15 protein-coding genes are annotated in these 17,438 nt (G+C 70.3%); 7 read left to right on the forward strand and 8 right to left on the reverse strand.

Annotation, left to right across the window (positions count from 1 at the left end; genetic code table 11):
* Positions 1-777: 777 nt before the first annotated feature.
* The 8 genes from MFF06_RS21735 to pedA1 all read right to left on the reverse strand — a co-directional run bounded on the left by MFF06_RS21735 (position 778) and on the right by pedA1 (position 8,812).
* Positions 778-1,026, reverse strand: a complete 249-nt coding sequence (locus MFF06_RS21735) for a PilZ domain-containing protein (protein ID WP_238208087.1) — start codon at positions 1,024-1,026, stop codon at positions 778-780.
* A gap of 83 nt (positions 1,027-1,109) precedes the next feature.
* Positions 1,110-2,444, reverse strand: a complete 1,335-nt coding sequence (locus MFF06_RS21740; protein ID WP_238208089.1) for a TadE/TadG family type IV pilus assembly protein — start codon at positions 2,442-2,444, stop codon at positions 1,110-1,112.
* 44 nt (positions 2,445-2,488) lie between these two features.
* Positions 2,489-3,094 carry a TadE/TadG family type IV pilus assembly protein gene (locus tag MFF06_RS21745; protein ID WP_238208091.1) on the reverse strand — a complete coding sequence of 202 codons (606 nt, stop codon included), beginning with the start codon at positions 3,092-3,094 and terminating at the stop codon, positions 2,489-2,491.
* Complete coding sequence (locus MFF06_RS21750) at positions 3,091-3,729, reverse strand: TadE/TadG family type IV pilus assembly protein (protein WP_238208093.1); 639 nt, start codon at positions 3,727-3,729, stop codon at positions 3,091-3,093. The genes MFF06_RS21745 and MFF06_RS21750 overlap by 4 nt, the downstream gene beginning before the upstream one ends.
* 164 nt (positions 3,730-3,893) lie before the next feature.
* A complete protein-coding gene (locus tag MFF06_RS21755; protein ID WP_238208133.1) occupies positions 3,894-5,159 on the reverse strand; it encodes an ATP-binding response regulator in 1,266 nt (421 codons plus the stop codon).
* A gap of 104 nt (positions 5,160-5,263) precedes the next feature.
* On the reverse strand, positions 5,264-6,433 hold the full coding sequence (locus tag MFF06_RS21760; RefSeq protein WP_238208103.1) for an FIST N-terminal domain-containing protein: 1,170 nt from the start codon (positions 6,431-6,433) through the stop codon (positions 5,264-5,266).
* 110 nt (positions 6,434-6,543) lie between these two features.
* Positions 6,544-7,557, reverse strand: coding sequence for a PQQ-dependent catabolism-associated beta-propeller protein (locus MFF06_RS21765; protein ID WP_238208105.1), 1,014 nt, complete (start codon positions 7,555-7,557; stop codon positions 6,544-6,546).
* Between the two features lies 1 nt (position 7,558).
* Positions 7,559-8,812 carry a lanthanide ABC transporter ABC transporter substrate-binding protein PedA1 gene (gene pedA1, locus MFF06_RS21770; protein ID WP_238208107.1) on the reverse strand — a complete coding sequence of 418 codons (1,254 nt, stop codon included), beginning with the start codon at positions 8,810-8,812 and terminating at the stop codon, positions 7,559-7,561.
* 185 nt (positions 8,813-8,997) lie between these two features.
* Between pedA1 and pedF the strand changes: the two genes are divergently transcribed.
* From pedF to MFF06_RS21805, 7 genes are all read left to right on the forward strand, one after another.
* Positions 8,998-9,423 (forward strand): cytochrome c-550 PedF, encoded by a 426-nt coding sequence (gene pedF, locus MFF06_RS21775; RefSeq protein ID WP_370876768.1) that lies wholly within the window; start codon positions 8,998-9,000, stop codon positions 9,421-9,423.
* A gap of 10 nt (positions 9,424-9,433) precedes the next feature.
* Entirely contained in the window at positions 9,434-10,315 is an 882-nt protein-coding gene (locus MFF06_RS21780; protein ID WP_238208109.1) for a substrate-binding periplasmic protein, read from the forward strand.
* A gap of 237 nt (positions 10,316-10,552) precedes the next feature.
* The gene (locus tag MFF06_RS21785) at positions 10,553-12,361 is read left to right on the forward strand and encodes a PQQ-dependent methanol/ethanol family dehydrogenase (RefSeq protein ID WP_283207304.1); all 1,809 of its coding nucleotides are present in this window, start codon (positions 10,553-10,555) and stop codon (positions 12,359-12,361) included.
* Positions 12,362-12,585: 224 nt separating this feature from the next.
* A complete protein-coding gene (locus MFF06_RS21790; protein WP_238208139.1) occupies positions 12,586-13,245 on the forward strand; it encodes a response regulator in 660 nt (219 codons plus the stop codon).
* A gap of 362 nt (positions 13,246-13,607) precedes the next feature.
* Complete coding sequence (locus MFF06_RS21795; RefSeq protein ID WP_238208112.1) at positions 13,608-15,728, forward strand: 4Fe-4S binding protein; 2,121 nt, start codon at positions 13,608-13,610, stop codon at positions 15,726-15,728.
* Entirely contained in the window at positions 15,725-16,687 is a 963-nt protein-coding gene (locus MFF06_RS21800) for an FAD:protein FMN transferase (RefSeq protein WP_238208129.1), read from the forward strand. The genes MFF06_RS21795 and MFF06_RS21800 overlap by 4 nt, the downstream gene beginning before the upstream one ends.
* Positions 16,684-17,438: DUF1194 domain-containing protein (locus tag MFF06_RS21805; RefSeq protein ID WP_238208131.1), on the forward strand; the 755-nt coding region annotated here is incomplete at its 3' end. The genes MFF06_RS21800 and MFF06_RS21805, both read left to right, overlap by 4 nt.

A 17,438-nucleotide genomic window follows, 5' to 3' on the forward strand; every position in this document is an offset into this window, starting at 1 on the left:
GCTTGGCCGCGCGGGACAGGCCGGCGTTCGATACCGGCCCCTCGACCCTCCCGTCCTGATGCGGGCGTGGGGTCATCTGAGACGGCACCGTCTGGGCGGACAGGGCAGGGGGCGTTGTCCGCGCGGTGCGCAGCATGCGTGCTTCTCCTTGATCGACGCCTGAGGCTGCGTCATCAGTTTTCAATGGTGAATGGATCATTAACACGCATTTTATAGGTTTCTGCCGAGGACGCTTCAAGTCGCGCGCGCCCTGCAAAGCGGCCTATTCTTAGTTAATAGCCGAAAATTTAAAGTTAAATCGCCTGCCTTTGGCCGTGTGGTTAATGAAAACCGCCGGCATCCGAGGTCGCTTCCGCTGGATTCAACCAGAGACTGTTTCATCGGCACCTGCGACGCCTGTCCCGGGCCGCCGGAATGGCCTCACGGCGGCTGCGACGACAGGGTCGGACTTGGCGGGAGGTGCCGGAATAGGCCGCACCGATCGACGACCGGACGTCCGCGCTGCCACACGGGGTGGCAGGGATGCCGCCATCCCGTGCGGCAGCGCACAAAAGAACGCCCCGGAGACCCCGCCGAGCGGTTTGTCGAGGGCTTCGGCGCGGGGGAGGGGGCCGCGGATCGCATGGCTCGCGGGCCGCAGGAGGCCCGATCAGGCTTCGGCCGGCCCTTCGGCGGGCGCAGCGCGAATCAGAGGCGCGCGGCCGGAGCGGCGCGGTTTCGTTCCGGATCCCTCCGGCGCCCTCGCCGGCGGAGGACGCGCCGGGTTCGGTCAGAAGGTCAGGCGGCCCGGGTCTGGGCGCCGATCTCCTCGCCCTTGCGCCAGACGGTCTGGCAGATGAAGAAGGCCGGCGCCTCGTTCAATTCGAGGAGGAAGGTCTCGGGGATGAGGTCGGCGTCGGGAAGCGTCACGCGCACCCCGCCCTCGGACTGGTCGTAGACAAGGCAGGAGAGGGAGCGATGCTCGTCGAGGCAGATGCGCCCGGGCATCTCGAGGCGTAGGCGGGGATGGACACGGCGTTCGGTCATGGGATGCCTCAAGCGACGCCCCGATCATGCCAGGGGGGCATGGAAGACCCGTGAGGCCGATCGCTCAAATTGTCCGCATCGCCTTAATTCGTGATCTTCACCGACGCGACGGCTGTCGAGAACAAGTTGAGCATCGCGGCAGTGATGTCGCCACCCGAGGAAACCGGGAAGTACAGGCCCTCGGTTGCGCAGGCCTTCAGCATCGGGCCGATCTTGTTCTCATAGGGCTTCACGTACGAATTGTAGAAGCCGTTGTCGTAGATCGGCAAATACTGGGTATAGATGATGCCGATACGCACGTTGTTCGCCTTGAGGGCGTTGCACGTCGAGGGCGAGAACGGCCCGATGAACCGGTTGCTGTTGATCTGGAAGCCCGCGCTCTGATTGGTCACGCTGCCCGCGGTGTCCTCGACGCCGTCGGTGACGAAGAACAGGAACCGCACCGGTGAGAGCGCCGTGATCCCGGTGCCGCTCGCCGGGATCACGGAGTTCATCTTCGCGATCGCCCGTTCGAAATCGGTCTGGTTGTCCGCCTGGTTCTGGTAGGCGTAGGCGATGTCGATGTTCGGGGCCGCGTTCTTGATCTGGCTCAAGAGCGGCGTCATCGCCTGGAGGCGGGTCTGGGTGGTGGAATCGTTGAAGGTCCACATCTCCATCTGGTACTGTTGCGCCAGGGTCATCGTCGCGTTGGCTTGATCGACGAGGGCCGAGACGGCGTCGCGCAGCACCTGGATGCGCAGCTTGATGTTGTTGCGCTGGGCGACGTGATAATAGTCGTTCGGATCGTCGCCGGTGACGTTGCCCTGTGAATCGTACGTGTGCTGGTGGCAGGCGAAGGCGCACCCATTTGGCGTCACGCGCTTCATGTTCGCGACGTCGGCATCGGTGGCGGCCAAGCCCATCGAGGGCGAGTTGTCGAGCAGCAGATAGAAGTTGATGTACTGCATGATGTTGCGCGAAGCCGCCGAGCTTCCCGCGATCATCATGGTCGATACGTTCATGATGCCGCCGAAGGTCGTCCTCACCGTGGCGCGGTAGGTCGCCGCCACGCCGATGGTCGAGGCCGTGACGGTCGGCGTCGCGACGAAGGACGTGATCGTCACGCCCGGCACCTTCGCCGCCTCGGTGCGGAACTGCGTTTCCAGCCCCGTGATCGCGGCCGAGTCGATGCTGTTCGACTTCCGGCTGATGATGGCCAGCACCGCCCCGTCCACGGCGGTGTCGAGCTGGGCCTTGGCCGCGTTGCGCCGTCCGTAGTCCACCGCCGCGCCGGAGGCGGCGAGGATCGGGATCAGGGCGAGGGCGAAGGAGATGACCACCTGGCCGGACCGGCCCCGGCCGAAGCGGCGGAGCAGGCGGGTCAGGCGGGCACGGGCCGGGATCGGGCGCGGGCCGGGCTGGGGGGCGGGATCGGACACGCGGGCGGACTCGGGCGGCGGGGACGGGCGGGGCGAAGGCGCGGTCAGTAGGTCGGGCAGTTGGATCCGCCGGGCATCACGATCTCGGCGGAGGTGCGCTGGGCCCAGGGGATCTGCCGGGTGAACACCAAGCCCCGGCTGCCAAAGATCCAGCGGTAGAGGTTGCTCCCGATCATCGGCGTGTAGGCCATCGTGACCTCGGAGAGGATGTAGCGCGCGCCGTCGAACTGATACGCGGCGGGGGTGGCGGGCAGGCCGTTGCTGCCGTTGACGGTGAGGCGCGCCCGCGGGCTCGCGTTCTGCGCCCAGGAGGAGCAGACGCCGCCGTAGAGGCTGCCGCCGATGGATTCGACGCCCATCGCGCTGACGGTGATCTGCAGGCCGGAGGTGTCGAGGGGGCGCAGGATCGCCGAGGCCGCCGTGGTCAGGTTGGCCATGTCCGCCGCGGTGGGCGAGGAATTGTCCGCCCGCCCCGAGAGGTCGGCCATAGTCCGGGCGAATTGCGACAGCTTGCGGTTGACGTCGATGAGGCGGGTCAGCTCCACCGTCCCGAAATAGCCGGCGACCAGCAGCGGCAGGATCATCGCGAATTCGAGCGCCGCGACGCCGCCCCGCGCCGCCGCGAAGCGGGAGAGGAGCCGGTCCCTCACGAGCAGACCGAGTTCATCGTGTAGGGCTCGACCTTGAACACCGTGGCGGCCTGGAGCACCCGGCGCCGGTTCGGCAGGGTCACGGTCTGGGCGCCGAGGAAGGTGAAGAACACCGGGATGTCGACCGCCGCCTGCACCACCATGATCGCCGACGCGCCGCCGCAGGTGTAGGAGCTGAAATTCCCGTTCCAGTCGCTGGCGCCGCTGCCGTTCGTGGCCGTCGGCGAGACCGGGGCGGCGGAGGAGAAGGTCGAGGCCGAGGTCACGCTGACGCGGACGTTGGCACAGGGGAAGATGGTGGTGCGCGGGGTGCCGTCAGAGCGGGTGCACAGCGCCGTGCGGAAGTTGTTCATCAGGGTGGAGGCGTTGGTGACGCCGGCATTCGCGGTCTGGAACTTGCCGGTGTAGATCTGGCGGCCGGCATCGACGACGGCCTGCTGCAGGATCTCCTGCTGCCAGCAGACGAGGGCGTTCTCCAGGCTGGCACCGAGGAGGGCGAGGAACGGCAGGGCGATCAATCCGAACTCGACCGCCGTCGCCCCCTGGCGGGCACGGACGAAGCGGCGCAGCGTTCCCGTGCGGCGGCGGGGGCCGTGCGGGGCCGATGTCGCAATGCTCGTCGGGGATGGGGCCATCGCTCGCGGGCTGGAAATGACAGCTTCTGCTGCTTTTCAATAAAGCGCACTAATTAACAATCGCTTTATTTGGCATTCACTGCAGCGTTGCTTGCGCGATGCGCAATCCTCTGCCGTCGCCGGCGGAGCCGACAGGGCGAAACAGCGAGCGGGACCGGGCCGGATCAGGCCAGGAGGTAGGCGAGCAGGGCGCGCAGCTGCGCCGGCTTGACCGGCTTGTGCATCAGCTCGGCCTTCGCCTCCACCACCCGCCGCCCGACCTCCAGCCCGTAATCGGCGGTGGTGACGATGACGGGGGTGAACCAGTCCCGCTCCCGGCGCAGGTGGTCCACCACGTCGAGGCCGCAGGCCCCGTCGGACAGGTGGTAGTCGATGATCATCACGTCGGGGCGGCGCATCCCGTGGCGCAGGGAGTCCACCACTCCGCCGAGCCCCCGGTGGCTCTCCACCTCCGCGTCCCAGCCGCGCAGGAGGCGCTCCAGGGCCTCGGCGGTGGAGGCGTCGTTCTCGATGACGAGCACCCGCGCGCCGGTGAGGGTGGTGGCGACCGGCGCGGGGTGCGCCTGCGCATCGGGGGCGAGGTCGGCCAGGGGCAGTTCGAGGCTCATCCGCGTGCCCCGCCCGACGCGGGAATGCAGCCGCACCGGATGCCCGAGGGCGCTCGCCGTGCGCTGGACGATGGACAGGCCGAGGCCGAGGCCCGGCCCGCCCGCATCCTCGCCCTCGCCGGTGCCGCGGAAGAACTCCTCGAAGACCAGGGCGCGCTCCTCCTCGGGGATGCCGCAGCCGGTATCGACCACGTCGATCCGGCACAGGCCGCCCCGGCGGCGCACGCCGATCAGGATGCCGCCGGCCTCGGTGTAGCGCACGGCGTTGGAGACGAGGTTCTGCAGGATCCGCTGGAGCAGGACGAGGTCGGTGGCGACCACGAGATCGTGGGTGCGGGTCACGAGGCGCAACCCCTTGCGCTCGGCGAAGGGGCGGAAGCTCGTCTCGAGATGGGCGACGAGGTCGGCGAGGCGCACCGGCTTGATCACCGGCAGCACCACGCCGGCATCGAGCTTCGAGATGTCGATCAGCGCCTTGATCAGGTCCTCGATGGTCTGGAGGCCCCGCTCGACCTGCCGCGCCACGGTCTGCGCCTCGGGGCCGGGGGCGAGGTCGGCGAGCGCCGAGAGGGAGAGCCGCGCGGCGTTGAGGGGCTGGAGCAGGTCGTGGCTCGCGGCGGCGAGGAAGCGCGTCTTCGAGCGGTTGGCGGTCTCCGCCTCGTCCTTGGCCGCCTGGAGCGCCGCGTTGGAGCCCTCCAGGCTCTTCATCAGGGAGGTGAGCTCCTCCGTGCGGGAGCGGACCCGCCCCTCCAGCATGATCGCCGTCTGGAACAGGGCGTAGGCCCCGCCCTGCTGGTCCATGGTCCGCTCGACATGGGCCATCAGCGCGGCGTTGATCCGCTCGAGCTTGGCGACGCGGCGGGCCAGGGCCTCGTTGGATCCGGCGTCCTCGGCCTCGCCGCCCGCGTCGAGCACCGGCGATCCGGTCACGCGGGATGGTTCCGGCCGATGGCGATGCCCGTGAAGGTCTGGTTCAGGTGCATCGAGCGGTACTGCTCGCCGTAGGTCTCGAAGCCGACCACCCCGTAGCGGGAATAGAGGTCGGAGATGCGGTGGCGCACCTGGCGGCTCTCGGCGTCGAGGCGGCGGAGCACGCAGTCGAACCCGATCACGAGGTCGAGGCCGCCGAGCGTGGCGTCGAGGCCCGAGAGTTCGGCGCGGGTCGCCTCCACGATGTCGTGCGGCTCGGCGAGCGTCAGCACGGCCCCCTCGCTGATGGCGCAGAACAGGGTCAGGGACCCGTCGGGCTCCACGCGGCTGATCGAGCGGCAATAGTACTCGCCGCCGACCTTCACCGCCAGCGGATAAGCGGCGAAGCTCATCGGGGTGAGGTGCTGCGGGTCGAGCCCCACCGCGCGGGCGTATTCCCAGGCCGCCGGCTCGGCGTTCAGTTCGTGGACGCGGCGGTTCTCCTCGGAGGCCGAGGTGACGACGAACTTGCGCTGGGTCGGCGCGAAGTTGTCGCTCTTGAAGATGCGGATCGGGAAATCGGTCTCGACGAGGATCAGCACGGCCGCGTTGGTGTGGATCGCGCCGTCGTGGATCAGCACCGTGCCCGAGAAGGCGAGGTCGTCGCCGGCCGATCCGCCGACCAGGGGGATGCCGTCGAGCGCCCAGGCCACCGCCGAGACCACCGTCTCCTCGGCGTTGGCGAGGGCGTCGATGAGGGACAGGGCGAACTGGCTGCCGGAGGCGGCCTCGGGCCGGATCTGGTCGAGGTGCCGCCGCAGGCCCCGCACCGTCGACGCGGCGTCGCCGACGTCGAGGTGGTCGATCCGCGTCAGCGCGGCGCTGGCGATGCGGAAGCCCTGGCGCGGGAAGGCGATCGCCACGAGGCCGCGGTCGATGGCGCCGGCGGGGCTGATCCCCCCCGAGGTGCTGCAGCCGAGGAGCGAGACCCCGGGGCAATGCTCGGCCACCGCCGCCACGAGGTCCCGGGCGTCGTAGGCGGGCGAGAAGAAGACGAGGAGATGCCCGACCGCCTGCCGGTCGAGGAGCGCGGCGACGGCGGCCACGGCCTGTCGCGCGTCCGCGGCATCGGTCCAGGCCGACTGGATCCCGCACAGATGCGTGCGCATCCGTGTCCCTTCGATCACGGCGTCGCTCCCCTCGCGGGGCCACTCTCGCGCGGCGGCCCTCGGACATGAACTATAAGTCGCGCTGGGCAGATGTGGCAATCGGGAGGCACGCGTGCCAGGCGGGCGCCCTACTTCGCGACCCCGCCGCCGGGGGGGACGGGGCGGATCGCCGCGCCCCAGGGATAGCGCCCGACCTTCACCGTGCGGATCGCCTTCAGCGTGGCCACGTCGATGACCGTCACGTCGCCGGAGACGCCATTGGTGGTGACGAGGCGGTCCTGTCCGGGGGTGAGCGCCGTGTGCCAGACCCGGCGGCCGACGAGGATGTAGCCCGTCACCTCGAAGGTCCTGGCATCGACCACCGCCACGCGGTCGGAGGGGCCGAGCGCCACGAAGGCGTGGCGGCCGTCGTCGGTGAGGCTGATCCCGACGGGCTGGATCCGGTCGGAGGCCACGCCCTTGATCTCGAAGCGGATCGTATGGCGCACGGTGCGGGTCGCCACGTCGATCACCGCCACGGTGCCGCCGATCTCGGAGGAGACCCACAGGGTCTTGCCGTCCCTGGTGAATTCCGCGTGGCGGGGGCGCTGGTCCACGGGAGTCGCGTCGATCGCCGCGAGGGTGGCGACGTCGATCCAGTGGACCATGTTGGTGGTCTCGGAGGTGGTGACGGCGGTCTTGCCGTCGGGGCTCACCGCCATCCCCTCCGGCTCGATGCCGACGTCGATCTGCGCCTTCACGCTGTGGGTCTCGACATCGACCACGGTGGTGGTGGCATTGTTCTCGTTGGCGATGAACAGGGTGCGCCCGTCGGGGGAGAGGGCGAACTGCTCCGGGTCCTCGCCGGAGGGGAGGTTCGCGAGGAGCTTGCCGTCGTCCGGATCGATGACCTGCACGGAATCGGAGTCGCTCGCGCAGACGAACAGGCGCTTGCCGTCCTTGGAGAACACCACGCCCCGGGGCCTGCGGCCGACGGGAAAGGTGCGGGTGACGGCGTAGCTCTCCGAATCGATCACCGAGACGGTGTTGTCGCGCTCGTTGGTGACGAAGATCTCGGCGGCGCGGGAGGGCGCGGGGCCGAGGAACGGCGCCGCCGTGAGCGCGAGCAGGGCGATCCGGTGGCGAGGCGCGCGTGCGGTCATCTCATCCTCCGAAGGCCTTGCAGGCGCTCTCGGGCCTGTCGAGGCCCAGCGTGTCGAGTTCGGTGGACCGGTGCAGGAACCCCTCGACGGGGGCGGCGCCGACGACGGCGCCGGGCCAGAGCAGGAACAGCGGCTGGCGCAACTGCCCGTTCCAGGCGCGGAAGCTGAGCGCACGCCCCTTGAAGCCCCCGACCTCGAAGGCGGGGCTCTGCATCAGCGTCGCGATCGCCGCCGGATCGGCCGATTTCAGCTTCACCGCCGCCTCGCCGACCGCGTGGACCGCCATCCAACCCGCCCAATCGGCCGGGTCCATGGTCCGGCCCGCGAGCTTCCTGAAACGCTCCTGCAACTGCGCGGCGGCCCAGGCCTCCACCGCCCGGCCCCAGGCGGCGGGGGTAAGCCCCTGCGTGCCGACGACGGGCCGGGGCGATTCCGTGTTGTAGACGAGGTTGGTGCCGAACTCGCCGGCCTCGTCGGCCACCGCCACCACGTCGTGCTCCGGCCCGCGGGTCGCCAGGGCGAATTCCCGGAGCGCGCTGTCGCGCAGGTCGGCCCCCCGGGCGTCGAAGGTGGTCTCGGCCACGATCCGCGCGCCGAACTTCTTCGCGCTCCGGCGCAGGGAGTCGGCGTAGAGCCGGTCGGCGGCGCCCGGCCCCGCCACGAGCAGGATCCGCGTCCAGCGCTTGAACACGAGGAGTTGCACGAGGGCGTCCGTCAGCATCGCCCGCGAGGGCGCGACGTGCAGGATCCGCTTCCGGCAGTCGGCATCCCGCAGGCGGGTGTCGGGCGCCCCGATGTTGAGGAAGAGCACGTCCTTCGCCTCGGGGGCGTCGGCGAGCGCCAGCAGATCCTCGGCGGGGGCGTTGACGACGACGAAGCGGGGATGGAGCGGCCCCGCGAGGAGTCCGGCGAGCGCCGCGCGGATATCGGCGCCGGGCTCGACCACGGCCTTGTCGAGGGCGAGGGACAGGCCGACGAACCGCCCGGTGGCGTTCGAGTCGCGCAGGCCCAGTTCCGCCCCGCGCAGGCCCTGGTCGGCGGGAACCGGATCCTCGTTGTTGAGGGGGTTAGGGCGCTCGATCCGGCGCTCGAGATAGGCGACGCCCACCGGCTCGGCGGCCCGCGCATCCGCCGCGCCGAGGACGGCGAGCAGGCAGGCCAGGACGGCCCCGCGCGGGAACCGCGTCCGTGGCCTCTCACGTCTCCCGGCCCGGCCGCTTGCGCCGCGGCCGGCCGGATCGATCAGCGCCCGCATCCGGCAGGTCTCGTCTCCGCCCTGTCCAGTCTTCGCTGGTGCCTTGGACATAGGCGCGCGGCGGCGATCAAGAAATAGGACCAAGGTGCGGCCCGGCGTGCCGTACCAAAGCACAATGGGTTCGTCCGGACCGAGTTGGTAGCCTGTGCTCAATCAAGGCCGATGGCCGCCAGGGAGGAAATCGGATGTCCAGAAGGCTTGCGCTCGCAGGCGGCGCCCTCGTCGCGCTCATGGTGTCGGGCAGCGTCGTGCTCGGCCACGGCGACGTGCAGCCGCAGCCGGTCAACACCGACGGCCTGCCGCCGCTGGGCGAGACGTGGCGCGACGAGAACCCCTATCGCGGCAACGAGCAAGCGGTGAAGATCGGCTCCTCGGCCTACAACCAGAACTGCGCCCGCTGCCACGGCCTGGAGGTGATCTCCGGCGGCCTCGCCCCGGATCTCCGCTACCTGGAGAAGGGCAAGGAGGGCGACGAGTGGTTTAAGGAGCGCGTCACCCACGGCGCCATCGTCGACGGCATGACCAAGATGCCGGTCTTCGCGGGCGTCATCTCGCAGGAGGGCCTCTGGGCCATCCGCTCGTACATCGAATCCCAGCACGTCGATAACTGAGCAGGGCCCGATGCTCGTCCCGCGCCACGCCCGCCCCCTCCTGATGGCCGCCTCCTTGGCGGCCTCCTTGGCGGTCCCCCTGACCGCCGCCGGGACCGCCGCCGCCCGCCCCCTCGACGAGGTGAAGGCCGACGGCACCCTGCGCGTGGCGCTCTACGAGGACAACGCGCCGTTCTCCTCCCTGAAGGACGGCAAGCCGGAGGGGATCGAGGTCGATCTCGCCCGGGCGCTCGCCGACGCCCTGAAGGTGAAGCTCGACCTGAAGCTCGTCGATGCGGGCGAGAATTCCGACGGCGACCTGCGCCTCGCCCTGTGGCGGGGCGACCTCGCCGGCTCGGCCCTCTCGGACCTGATGCTGCACGTGCCCTCGGACCGGATGTTCGCCCAGCGCAACGAGCAGATCTTCACCACCCGGCCCTACCTGGAGCAGCGCCTCGCCCTGGCGTGGCGCCGGGGGGCGACAGACGACTTCGAGACGCTGGGCGACATCGGCGACGCGGCGATCGACGTCGAGGGCAACAGCGCCTCCGACGCGATGCTGCTCACCGCCAACGGCGGCAAGCTGCGCGGCAACCTGAAGCACTTCAAGACCTTCGACGAGGCGGTGAAGGCCTTCCTCGCCGGCGACGCGCCGATCCTGGCCGGCACCCGCTCGGAGATCGAGGGAGCGCTCGCCAAGGCCGGCGCGGCGCGGGACACGATCGGGATGACGCAGGTCAAGATGGCCGGGCCGATCAAGACCTCCTGGCAGCTCTGCGGCGCCGTCAAGAGCGATTCCCGCGACCTCGGCTACGCCGTGGGCGAGGCCCTGACGGGGATGATCGACGGCGGCGCGATGAAGGCGATCTTCGCCAAGCACGGCGTCGAGTACGAGGCGCCGGGCGGGTACTGACCGCACCGCGTCATCCAGAGCCGACTGCATTTCCGAAGTCGATGCCGGCAAAAGCATCCGGGAATGCATGGCCTATGCTGCAGCGCACGCCAGACAACTGCAGAGAAAAACTCTTAGATTGGACTTATGGCCAATAACCCGGACGCGGGACTCGGCCTAGGCTTGGGATCGTGTCGGACCGCGCCGCGAACAAGGGGTCAAAGCCCCATCGGCCGGCGAATGAGCGGAGGAGATGTCATGAGATTGCGCGTCCAGTTTCTCACGGCTGTGGGCCTCGCCGCCCTGGCCGCCGGAGCCACCAGCCTCTCGGCGATGGCCAAGGAGCCGGAGAAGACCGCCGCAGCGTCCTCGGGCGGGGGCGTCAGCGAGCAGGACATCCTCAACGACGCCAAGACGCCCGAGGACGTCGTCACCTACGGCCTCGGCCCGAAGGCCCAGCGCTACAGCCCGCTCAAGGCCATCGACAAGGAGAGCGTGAAGTCCCTCGTCCCGGCGTGGTCCTTCTCCTTCGGCGGTGAGAAGCAGCGCGGCCAGGAGAGCCAGGCGCTGGTCAAGGACGGCACGCTCTACGTGACCGGCTCCTATTCGCGTCTCTACGCCATCGATTCCCGCACCGGCGAGAAGAAGTGGGAATACAACGCCCGCCTGCCCGAGGGCATCCTGCCCTGCTGTGACGTGGTGAACCGCGGCGCCGCCCTGTACAAGGACAACATCTATTTCGGCACCCTCGACGCCAAGCTGGTGGCGCTCAACGCCAAGACCGGCAAGGTGGCGTGGCGCAAGGACATCGACGACTTCAAGTCCGGCTACAGCTACACTGCCGCGCCGATGATCGTGAAGGGCAAGATCATCACCGGCGTGTCGGGCGGCGAGTTCGGCGTGGTCGGCCGCATCGAGGCCCGCGATGCCGAGACCGGCGAGATCGTGTGGAAGCGCCCCGTCATCGAGGGCCACATGGGCGAGCTCAACGGCAAGCCCTCCACCATGACGGGCAAGACCAACGAGACCTGGCCCGGCGACATGTGGAAGTTCGGCGGCGGCGCCACCTGGCTCGGCGGCACCTACGATCCCGAGCTCAACATGATCTACGTGGGCACCGGCAACCCCGGCCCGTGGAACTCCTGGCTGCGCCCGGGCGACAACAAGTGGTCGGCCTCGCGGCTGGCGATCAACCCGGACAACGGCGAGATCGTGTGGGGCTTCCAGACCACGCCGCACGACGGCTGGGACTTTGACGGCGTGAACGAGTTCGTGCCCTTCGACATGCAGAAGGACGGCAAGACCGTGAAGGCCGGCGCCACCGCCGACCGCAACGGCTTCTTCTACGTCCTCGACCGCACCAACGGGAAGTTCATCTCGGCCACGCCGTTCGTGAACAAGATCAACTGGGCGAGCGGCATCGATAAGGACGGCCGCCCGATCTACAACCCCGAGAACCGCCCCGGCGACCCGAGCCAGGCGACCGGCGAGGAGAAGAAGGGCAAGTCCGTCTTCGCCGTGCCGGGCTTCCTCGGCGGCAAGAACTGGAACCCGATCGGCTACAGCCCCGACACCAAGCTGTTCTACATCCCCTCGAACGAGTGGGGCATGGATATCTGGAACGAGCCGGTGAACTACAAGAAGGGCGCTGCCTATCTCGGCGCCGGCTTCACCATCAAGCCGACCTTCGAGGACCATATCGGCTCGCTCAAGGCCATCGACCCGGCCACCGGCAAGATCGCCTGGGAGTACAAGAACAAGGCGCCGCTCTGGGCCGGCATCCTCACCACCGGCGGCGGCCTCGTCTTCACGGGCACGCCGGAGGGCTTCCTCAAGGCCTTCGACGCCAAGACCGGCGAGGAACTGTGGAAGTTCCAGGTCGGCACCGGCGTGGTCTCCTCGCCGATCACCTGGGAGCAGGACGGCGAGCAGTGGGTCGGCGTCACCGCCGGCTGGGGTGGCGCGGTGCCGCTGTGGGGTGGCGAGGTCGCCAAGACCACGGCGGGCATCAACCAGGGCGGAAGCTTCTGGGCCTTCAAGCTGCCGAAGAAGGTGGCGTCGCGCTAAGACGACGCCATGGCGGGGCCGTCTCCGGCCCCGCCGAACTCGCGCCCCGGCCGGATCCCGGATCCGGTCGGGGACACGCCATCCGGCCCCCTTCTCCCTCTGGCAGACCTGCGACGAGACCCATGCTGACGCCCATGCCGGACGCCGAGGCGGCGGACGCTTCTGCCCAGGCCGCGACCGGGGCTATGATCCGCGGGGGCGCGGCCGAGACGGGGATGTCCGGGATGCAGTTGCTGATCGTCGACGACCACCCTCTCTTCCGCGAGGCGCTGGCGAGCGCCATCACTCTGGCCTTCCCCGACGCCGTTCTGCACGAGGCGGACGGCATCCGCGGCGCCTGCGAGGTGCTGGCCCGGGAGCCCGGCATCGACCTCACGCTCCTCGACCTCTCGATGCAGGGCGTCGCCGGCTTCGACGGGCTCGTCGCCGTCCGCGCCCGCTTCCCCCGGGTGCCGGTCCTGATCGTCTCCGGCATGGAGGACCCGCGCATCATGCGCGAGGCGCTCCAGCGCGGCGCCTCGGGCTTCGTGCCCAAGGCCGTGGACAAGGCGACGCTGACCCGCGCCATCTCCGAGGTGATGAACGGCGCCCTGTTCACGCCCCCCGAGCTGGCCGGGCTGCCCGAGCCGCCCCCGGCGAACCGCAAGTCGCCGCTGGCCGAGCGCATCGCCCGCCTGACGCCGCAGCAGATGCGCGTGCTGATGATGATCCGCCAGGGCAAGCTCAACAAGCAGATCGCCCACGAACTCCAGGTCGGCGACTCGACCGTGAAGGCCCACGTCTCCGAGATCCTGCGCAAGCTCGAAGTGATCAGCCGGACGCAGATCGTGATCGAGACCGCGTATCTGGATTTCGACCAGGGGGCGGGTGGGTTCGCGGGGTAGGCTGAATCCTCCTCTTCCCGCTTGCGGAAAGGTCACGACGGGGCGTCTCACCCACCGTCATTGCGAGCGCCAGCGAAGCAATCCAGGGCAGCGGGACGCTTCCAGAGGTGGCGGCTCTCTGGATTGCTTCGCTGGCGCTCGCAATGACGCCATGGGGTCGAAGGACCGTCGTGACGTCTCCGGCCCGGCTCTTAGGCCGAGGTCGAGGGCGGGCTGACAAGCGATGACCGCGTTTCGCGACGATCCCCGCAAGACGGGGAGAGGGGTACCGCACGATCCGCCTATAGCCTTTGGTCCAATACCGGCCCCACTCCCCCGCGCCCTATCGTGTTGGCAACGAATGAGGAAACGAGCGGGGCGGGATGCGTGGATCCGGCGTTCTTCGCCCCGGATGGGCGGCGCTCCTGCTCGTCCTCGTGGCCTTTCTCCACCCGGCCGCCGCCGGCGAGCTCTCCCGCAAGGACATCGAGAAGAACTTCCCGCCCCCCCTCGTCGTCGGCGAGAAGGACGACCGGCTGCCGGTCTGGCCGATCCTGAAGCAGCAGGCGGGGTCCTACGAGGTCTTCGCCTACGCCTTCGAATCCCTCGATTTCGCGCCGATCCCCGGCTTCGGCGGCACGCCGCCGGACCTGCTGATCGCCCTGGCGCCCGACGGCACCTTCCGGGACGTGAAAGTGCTCTCGCACAAGGAGCCGGTCTTCCTGGAGGGGCTGGGCTCGGAGCCTCTCTTCGCCTTCGTGGAGCAGTATGTCGGCCTCTCGGCCCGCCAGCCGATCCGGGTGGGGCGGCCCAATGCCCGCGCCGGCGGGGCTCCGCCGCAGACCACCGTCGACGGCATCGCCATGGCCACCGCCTCGACGCGGACGATCAACCAGTCGGTCCTGGCCTCGGCCCTGGCGGTGGCCCGGGGCAAGCTCGGCTTCGGCGCGGCCAATGTCGGCCTGAACGTCCAGGCCAAGCCCGACCTGTATGACAGGCTCTCCCTCGCGGCCCTGGTGGAGCGGGGCTGGGTGCGGCGCCTGGCCGTGACCCGCGCCGAGGCGACGCAGGCGTTCCGGGGCACGGGCGTCGAGGAGGCGGGGGAGGGCGCGCCGGGCGACGTCCTCACCGACCTCGTCGTGGCCCTCCTCGACGTGCCCTCCATCGGCCGCAACCTGTTGGGGGAGGCCCGGTTCGCCGCGCTGATGCGCGAGCTCGGCCCCGGCAACCACGCGGTGATGGTGCTGAGCGCCGGCCCGGCGGACGCGCCCGAGAACCCGATCGGCGACAGCTTCGTCATGGGCGCGGTCCCGGACAGGATCACGGTCTCGCAGGGCGGCCTTGTGGTCAACGCCCGCGACATGGCCGTGGAGCGCCGGGGCGCGGGCCTTGGCGAGGGCCTGCCGCCGGGGGACTGGACGATCCTGCGTATCGATTCGGCCGCCGGCTTCGACCCCTCCGCCCCGTGGACCCTCACCGAAAAAATCGTCCGCGAGCGCGGGCAGATCCTCTCGGAAAAAATCGCGCGGGAGTTTTCCGTCGAGACGCGGTTGCCGGCCGACCTCTTCACCAAGGTCGCCGTGGAAGGCGAGCCGGACTGGACCGAATCCTGGCGCGCCCGCTGGCCGACGCTCCTCGGCCTCGGGCTCATGCTCGCCGTGCTGGTGCCTGTCCTGGTCCGGCAGAAGGGGCTCGTGGCCGATGCCCGCCGCTTCCCGGCCTTCCGGCTGGCCTTCCTGGCGGTGACGCTCGGCTTCGTCGGGTATGCGGCGCAGGCGCAGCTTTCCATCGTCACCCTGATGGGGCTGGTCCGGGCGGCTTTGCGCACCCACGACTTCGCCTTCCTGCTCTACGATCCGCCCTCCCTGGTGCTGTGGGCCTTCGTCCTGGCGAGCCTCGTCGCCTGGGGGCGGGGGACCTTCTGCGGCTGGCTCTGCCCCTTCGGCGCGATGCAGGAACTCGCCGCCTTCGCGATGAAGCCGCTCAAGATCCGGCAGGTCGCCGTCCCGCCCCGCCTCGACCGGGCGCTGCGCCTCGTGAAATACGCCGTGCTGGCGGGGATCCTCGGGGCGACGGCGGCGGCCTCGCCGCTGGCCGACGCCTTCGCCGAGGCTGAGCCGTTCAAGACCGCGATCACCCTGTCCTTCCTGCGGACATGGCCCTTCGTCGCCTACGCGGTGGGGCTCATCGTCCTCAACCTGTTCGTCTACAAGGGATTCTGCCGCTACCTCTGCCCGCTCGGCGCCGCGCTGGCGCTCGTCGGGCGCGTGCGGATCCTCGACTGGATCCCCCGCCGGGCGGAGTGCGGCACGCCCTGCCAGCTCTGCAAGGTCCGCTGCCGCTACGGCGCTATTCGCCCGGACGGGCGGATCGACTACCCCGAGTGCTTCCAGTGCATGGATTGCGTGACGATCATCCACGATCCCGGACAGTGCGTGCCGCAGGTGGTGGCCAAGCGCCACGCCAAGCGGATCGTACCCCGGCCGCTGGCGGTGTCCCGATGAGCGCGCGGCCCACCCGCCGCCGGGCGATCCTCGGCGCCTGCGGCCTCGCCCTCGGCGGCGCGGCGGCCTTCCGGGCGCTGGCGGAGGGGAGGGGCCTCGTCGCCCGCGAGCGGGCGGGGCTGGCCTTCGGCACCACCGTGTCCCTCGTGGCCGCCGGGCCGGATCCAGAGGTTCTGGAGGCGGCCCTGTCCGAGGGGTTCGCCGCCATGCGATCCATCGAGGCCGCGGCGAGCCTGTTCCGCCCCGACAGCGCCCTGTCGCGCCTGAACCGCGAGGGGGTCCTCGCCGATCCTCCCGAGCACCTGCGGGTGCTCGTCGCGCACGCCCTCGCCCTGGCCGGGCGGACCGGCGGGGCCTTCGATCCCACGGTGCAGCCCCTCTGGCCGGTCTGGTCGCAGGCGGCGGCGCGGAAGGAGCGGCCGGGATCCGAGGCGCTGGCGGCCGCCCTCGTCCGGATCGGCTGGCGCCGGGTCGTCTGCACGGCCGAGGCGATCCGGCTGGAGCCCGGCACCGAACTCACCCTCAACGCCCTGATCCAGGGCTACGCGGCGGACGTGGTGATGGCCGCGCTCCGGGCGCGGGGCGTCGCGGACGCCTTCGTCGATACCGGCGAGTTCGGCGCGGCCGGGACCCATCCCGACGGCGCGCCCTGGCGCCTCGGGATCGCCGACCCGCGCGGCGAGGGGGAGATCGCGGCGGTGATCGCACCCTTCACCGGTTTCGCCGCCACCTCCGGCGACTACCACATGGCCTTCTCACCCGATTTTGCCGACCACCACATCTACGATCCGGCCACCGGGCGCTCGCCGGGGGGCCTCGCCTCGGTGACGGTCACGGCCCCCTCGGGCCTCGTGGCGGACGGGCTCTCGACCGCCTGCATGGTGCTGGGACGGGAGCGGGGCGCGGCCCTCGTCGCCGGGGAGCCGGGCTGCGCCGTGCGCTTCTCGGAGAAGGCATGAGACGCGCCCTCGCCGCCTGCGGGCTCGCCGCCCTCCTCGCCGGCCCGGCCCCGGCGGGGGAGGGGCCGCCGGCCTCCGTCGCCACCGCCCTGGTCGTGTCGGTGGACGTGTCGCAATCGGTCGACGACACCCGCTTCCGTCTCCAGATGGAGGGGATCGCCGAGGCGCTGGAGGATCCGGGCGTCGTGGCGGCGATCACCGGCAATCCCGGCGGCATCCTGTTCACGATGGTGACCTGGGCCGACAAGGCGGGGGTGCCGGTGCCCTGGCGGCGCATCGCCAGCCGGGCCGAGGCGGCGGCGGTGGCGGCGCAGGTGCGCGCGACGCCCCGGCAGGCGGGGGAGTTCACCTGCCTCGGCCAGATGTTCCGCACCGTTGCGGCCAGCGTCATCCCGGCCCTGCCGATGCCCGCCGACCGGGTCGTCGTGGACGTCTCGGGCGACGGCATCGACAACTGCACCGATCCCGAGGACATGGAGGCGCAGCGCGCCGCCGTCCTGGCGCTCGGGGCGACGATCAACGGCCTGCCGATCCTCGTGCCGGGGGAGAACGACGTGGTCGGCGCGGGCGCCTACCGGGCGCCGGGCTACGGCCTGCGCCCGACCCCCCTGCCGCAGGAGAGGACCAGCCTGGAGCAATGGTACCGCGCGCACGTCATCGGTGGCCCCGCCGCGTTCCTCCTGGCGGCGGCGGGCTACGGCGACTTCTCGCGGGCGCTACGGCGGAAGTTCGTGATCGAGATCAGCGCGCT

Origin of the sequence: Methylobacterium aerolatum, assembly GCF_022179085.1 — a bacterium.
GTDB classification, from domain to species: Bacteria; Pseudomonadota; Alphaproteobacteria; order Rhizobiales; family Beijerinckiaceae; genus Methylobacterium; species Methylobacterium aerolatum.

What these genes read in the sequence shown, in the direction of transcription:
- MFF06_RS21780 (WP_238208109.1), top strand. Translation starts at nt 9,434, where the DNA reads ATGCTCGTCCCGCGCCACGCCCGCCCCCTCCTGATGGCCGCCTCCTTG.
- MFF06_RS21735 (WP_238208087.1), bottom strand. Translation starts at nt 1,026, where the DNA reads ATGACCGAACGCCGTGTCCATCCCCGCCTACGCCTCGAGATGCCCGGG.
- MFF06_RS21800 (WP_238208129.1), top strand. Translation starts at nt 15,725, where the DNA reads ATGAGCGCGCGGCCCACCCGCCGCCGGGCGATCCTCGGCGCCTGCGGC.
- MFF06_RS21785 (WP_283207304.1), top strand. Translation starts at nt 10,553, where the DNA reads ATGAGATTGCGCGTCCAGTTTCTCACGGCTGTGGGCCTCGCCGCCCTG.
- pedA1 (WP_238208107.1), bottom strand. Translation starts at nt 8,812, where the DNA reads ATGCGGGCGCTGATCGATCCGGCCGGCCGCGGCGCAAGCGGCCGGGCC.
- pedF (WP_370876768.1), top strand. Translation starts at nt 8,998, where the DNA reads ATGTCCAGAAGGCTTGCGCTCGCAGGCGGCGCCCTCGTCGCGCTCATG.
- MFF06_RS21795 (WP_238208112.1), top strand. Translation starts at nt 13,608, where the DNA reads ATGCGTGGATCCGGCGTTCTTCGCCCCGGATGGGCGGCGCTCCTGCTC.
- MFF06_RS21765 (WP_238208105.1), bottom strand. Translation starts at nt 7,557, where the DNA reads ATGACCGCACGCGCGCCTCGCCACCGGATCGCCCTGCTCGCGCTCACG.
- MFF06_RS21750 (WP_238208093.1), bottom strand. Translation starts at nt 3,729, where the DNA reads ATGGCCCCATCCCCGACGAGCATTGCGACATCGGCCCCGCACGGCCCC.
- MFF06_RS21790 (WP_238208139.1), top strand. Translation starts at nt 12,586, where the DNA reads ATGCAGTTGCTGATCGTCGACGACCACCCTCTCTTCCGCGAGGCGCTG.
- MFF06_RS21755 (WP_238208133.1), bottom strand. Translation starts at nt 5,159, where the DNA reads ATGGCCCATGTCGAGCGGACCATGGACCAGCAGGGCGGGGCCTACGCC.